We start from the raw sequence: 4,622 nt of genomic DNA on the forward strand, positions 1-4,622 counted from the left end.
GAAAGCCGCGATGAACCAAATTTTGCTTTAACTCTAAAAGCATTCGATAAGCACTTTCGCCAGACATTTCGTACAGGTTAAATTGATCAGATGTTGAAAACTGTAAATTAACCAGTTCAGTTAGGCTAGATTGTGGAATATCACCCATAGACCAATCACCAAACTGCCTACAATCGATCTCTTTGAAATATAAAATCATGACGTTTTTGTGTCGCGTGTCATTCAAGATATGATTGTAAGTATGGTTCACTGCGGTTCTCGAACCTTCAATACATTGCAGGAAATACTTATCATTGTGGCTTAGAAGGCCTGTTAAATGGCTTTGCTTATTGCGGTCGTGTGAAATCTGAAGAATGTCGTTCAAAGCCTGAGAATCGCAACTTTCACAGAGCGTACTGACATAAATTAACCGAGTTAGGAACACAGGCATCATTTCGAATTTTTGTACAAAGGGTATTAATAAATATAAGCCAAGTTCATGGAATTGCGAGTCATTGATTTAATTGTCACTCGGTGGCTTTTGGAAGAGAAGAGGATGGGGATGAAGTAGAAAAGGGCAGGTTGCAAGATACGCTAAAATGACTCGAATGTTGGCCATTCAATTATTTTAGCGACCTGCTTGTGAGCTCGTTAGTTGTTTAGAGTTGAAATCGATTCAACGTTAGAAGAGGAATCAAATCGAACGTTGACCAACACATTTTCACGTTCGAAAGTCACATCATCAAAGTCAGTCGTTGCGATCTTAAATCCATTTCTTGCGAATAAACTCGTCATCGTTGTTCGTTGTTTCTGTTCCATACCGCATGTCAGTAGTTCGTTCATCGTGATCTTCATTAGGTAACCGTGTGCATAGTGTAAGCGTACAGACTCTACATTATGAGATCAATTGCTTAATCGATAAGCTATATTGATATGTTCAATTGAGTGATTCAGGTATTTAAAAGCCGGATGGATAGTGGGCAAGGGAGTTATGCGACCTATGACAAGTGGAGCGTTATGTGACCACTGTTCAGCATTCCTTGAACACGAAGTTTGTCGCAAAAATCGCGTTGAAATAAGTGGTTACAAAGCAGGAGGAATTATGCCCGCCGTTTGGTATGTTTGGTCGGTTATTGGAAATATTATCGGCCTATATCTCACTTAACTAAAGTACATCGATTTACGATGAGTAGACTCCTCAATAAGCCTTCTTTTTATTTGAATTTTATATGCTAAGTGGTGTTGTTATAATCGTTATTAATGACATGGGCTTGATTTTAATATTGATTTGATTTATAAAACAAGCATTCGTTCATTAACTTCATGATTATATTAGTTTTTACTAACCTTTAAATAACATGGAGAAAGGCGATGAATAAGAACCAAACACGCAACAGGTTAGCGAATTTAGTGCGACTTCGTAGGTCATACAAAGCATCAGACTTTCTGGTGGGTTCTGATGAACTCCGAGTTAAAAAAGATGTGTATAGCTTACGTAAAATCAAACAGTTAGAAATTCGTCAATTGGGTCTTAAAGAAAACGCAATCAATATCGTTTCGTTGGCTTTAGTCCTCTCGGCGGCGACTTGGGCATTTGTTCCTCAGTTCGGTTTACCAATGCTTGCACTGACCTTTATTTTGGCGTTTGTTACATGGCGACGATATGAGTTGCGTGCAGAGTTTAAAGGGGCCGATGAAACTGGCGACCATTGGGTTTCCGTGGCGCGCGGTTGTACTCGAGAAGAGTTCAAAGTATTGAAAAACGTTGAATTGGCTTTACGCGATCAGCTGTCTTAGTGGCTAGATCTGTTAAGGTTAAGGTCTTATAAGCGTTAAGCTCCCATAATCAACAAGGCTCGTCATTGTATGGCGAGCTTTTTATTTTCTGAAAAACACAGGTAGTGCAGGTTACTTTGAGAGGCCAATGCTTATATGTGTAATGAGGGTTGATATGAATCTTAAGTCACGGCGTTTTTGATGCTCTTTGTGGTTTTGAATATAGGGAGAGGGTGGAAATGAATACACGAGTCAGTGAGAGTTCTTTTAAAAGGCTCATCCAGTTAGTTGGTTGTGTTTTGATTATAGTGTTGAGCAATAGTCGACTCTCCAATGCTCAAAGCATCGAGTTTCCTACTTGTGTACAGAGCGAGGTTTTGAATACAGAAATCCACCTTTATGTTGATGAATCGGTGTTAGATGAATATTCCAAAGCATTTATAGCCTCTAAAATAGCGACATGGGAAAGCTATTCGAATCTGGTGTTAAAAAACTCCTGCGTCCCTATGACGAGAAAAGTCATTAAGGTGACTTATACGTCTGAAATCGACAGCCTTTGGTTTCAAGATTTGGGCGCAGCAGAGAGGTTATTAAAACTCTCGATGGAAGAACCGATTCCAGAAACAACAGAAGACGGCGTCCCCCATTTTTACTGGGATAGTATTTTCTAATTATAATTTTAGCTTTGAGTCTGATTATTGTGGTATGTCTTCTTCGGTATCCTACTTTTTTTCTTTAGCGATAAACTGCCCTGATTACTTAATGGAGCATGAAATTGGCCATTTAAGTGGTGCTAATCATGACTATAAAACGTTATTGAAAGATTTTGATAGTATAGAAAGTTACATTTCTGGAACGTATCCAAGAGCTCCTCAATATTCCTTCGGTACAATTTGTGCTGACAGAGGCACAGTGATGTCTTATGAGCGAGATGTTATACCTGCATATTCCAGCCCGGACATCAGAGTAGATGGCACAAAGTGCGGGGATAGCAAATACCACAATAATGCGAGAGTGCTTAGAGAGTTCGCACAAGCTTATTTAACCCCATGATTGCCTAGTTGGTAGCCTGTTGTTTTATCGAACGTTATAACGCGTTCAATTCAAAGTGTTTGTCCTGTGATCTTTAAATTTGGAACGAGCGTATTTCTCCCAGTTTATAAAGGAAGAGTATGCATGATGCTATCTAAAGAGAATGAATCAAGAATTATCGAAATGGCGTGGGAAGACCGAACGCCATTTGAGGCAATAGAGCACCAATTTGGTTTAAATGAATCGCAAGTGATTCGTTTTATGCGTAGCCATCTCAAGCTTGGCAGTTTTAAGCTGTGGCGCTCACGTGTTTCTGGGCGCTCGACCAAGCATGTAAAACTGCGCAGTTCGGACGTTTCGAGAGGTTATTGTCCGACTCAGTACAAGCATCGTTAAAAGAGGGGATGCCCAGCCAGTATCCCAAATCAACACACAGATATGGGAAATGAAAGGAATGAAACAATTTTGCGCTCTACTTTTGGTGCTGCTTAGCTTCGGCATCAGTCATGTTCAAGCGAATGATACGCGACTTAAGCAAGCTTACGAAAATCACCAAAGCGACGTTCAGGTGCGCGGTGTAGTGGTCAACTGATATTGGCCACGTTCCTAGAGTTTAACCAGAACAATCGTTCTGATTCATTGGGAGTCAAACCACCGTTGTATTGGTGCGGGCGGAGTTGGCAATAATACCCAATAATGTATCGAGTAATTTCTTGTTGTGCCTCTGCAAAGCTCCGATAACCTACTGTAGGTATCCATTCCGTCTTCAAGCTTCTAAAGAAGCGTTCCATTGGTGCATTATCCCAGCAATTTCCTCGTCGAGATAAGCTTTGCTTGATCTGAAAGCGCCACAGTAATTGCCGATAACTTCGGCTTGTATAATGACTGCCTTGATCGCTGTGAAACATGACGCCCTGTGGTTTACCACGAGACTCATAAGCCATGGCAAGAGCCTTACGAGTTAATCGACTATCGGGCGATAATGACATTGCCCAACCAATCGTTTTTCTAGCGAACAGGTCTAAAACTACGGCTAAGTACATCCAACGATAGCCAGTCCAAACATAAGTAACGTCACCAACCCAAACTCTGTTTGGCTCCGTAACTGCAAACTGGCGGCCTAAGAGGTTTGGGATCTCAATATGTTCTTGTGATGCTTTACGATACCTGTGTTTTGGCACTTGGCAGCTCACTAGACCAAGGGCTTTCATGAACTTCGTTGCTCTGTAGCGACTCAGGTTAGTTCCCTGACTCGTTATTATGTCAGCAATGGTTCTCGCTCCCGCAGAACCGTTGCTTGCGGCATGTGCCTCGCTAACTAAACTACGGAGCTTTGCTGTTTCGGCATCAATTTCTACTGGACGTTTTCGCCAGTAGTTATAACTGCTTCGATGAACATTGAACACTTCACATAATATTTTTACGCTGTGGCTCTGCTTGAGTTTCTTGATTATCAAGAATTGTTCAGTGAGTCCGACATCAACAGAGCCGTGGCTTTTTTTAATATTTCATTATGCTCTTCAAGGCGAGCTAACTTCTTTTTTAATTCACGTATTTCAATTTGCTCAGGCGTCATCGGCGATGCTTTAGGTGCTTTCCCCTGACGTTCCTCTTTTAGTTGGCGAACCCACTTATCCATCGTGGACTTCCCAACATTCATAGCTTGAGCAGCCTCTGTCACAGAGTGGTTCTGATCTAGAACCAGTTGTGCCGCTTCTAATTTGAATTCAGCGCTAAATAGTCTTCTTGTACGTTTTGTCATAGTGTCACCTGTTAACTTATGAGGTGATGATATCACCTCTAACTAAGTGACCAAATTCAGCGTACCACTACAG

5 protein-coding genes and 2 pseudogenes are annotated in these 4,622 nt (G+C 41.3%); 4 read left to right on the forward strand and 3 right to left on the reverse strand.

What is annotated here, in order from left to right; genetic code table 11:
- On the reverse strand, positions 1-424 hold a 424-nt coding region (locus AB4517_RS19220), incomplete at its 3' end, for a BLUF domain-containing protein (RefSeq protein WP_372149229.1).
- A gap of 206 nt (positions 425-630) precedes the next feature.
- Entirely contained in the window at positions 631-822 is a 192-nt protein-coding gene (locus AB4517_RS19225) for a hypothetical protein (protein WP_372149232.1), read from the reverse strand.
- 528 nt (positions 823-1,350) lie between these two features.
- On the opposite strand from AB4517_RS19225, the gene AB4517_RS19230 reads away from it, so the two are divergent.
- From AB4517_RS19230 to AB4517_RS19245, 4 genes and pseudogenes are all read left to right on the forward strand, one after another.
- Positions 1,351-1,776, forward strand: coding sequence for a hypothetical protein (locus AB4517_RS19230; RefSeq protein WP_017065381.1), 426 nt, complete (start codon positions 1,351-1,353; stop codon positions 1,774-1,776).
- 218 nt (positions 1,777-1,994) lie between these two features.
- Positions 1,995-2,808, forward strand: a pseudogene (locus AB4517_RS19235) (hypothetical protein).
- A 123-nt stretch (positions 2,809-2,931) separates the two neighbouring features.
- On the forward strand, positions 2,932-3,183 hold the full coding sequence (locus tag AB4517_RS19240; protein WP_017067224.1) for a TIGR03643 family protein: 252 nt from the start codon (positions 2,932-2,934) through the stop codon (positions 3,181-3,183).
- Between the two features lie 49 nt (positions 3,184-3,232).
- Positions 3,233-3,364 (forward strand): annotated as a pseudogene (locus AB4517_RS19245) (DUF3465 domain-containing protein); the annotation flags it as partial.
- Between the two features lie 7 nt (positions 3,365-3,371).
- On the opposite strand, the gene AB4517_RS19250 reads toward AB4517_RS19245, so the two are convergent.
- Positions 3,372-4,549 (reverse strand): IS3 family transposase gene (locus AB4517_RS19250; RefSeq protein WP_102420178.1). Its coding sequence is split into 2 segments (ribosomal slippage): positions 3,372-4,291 and positions 4,291-4,549, totalling 1,179 coding nucleotides; the frame shifts between segments, so codons are not numbered across the junction.
- Positions 4,550-4,622 lie beyond the last annotated feature (73 nt).

It is taken from the genome of Vibrio sp. 10N.222.52.C3, from assembly GCF_041474195.1.
Classification (GTDB): Bacteria; Pseudomonadota; Gammaproteobacteria; order Enterobacterales; family Vibrionaceae; genus Vibrio; species Vibrio crassostreae_C.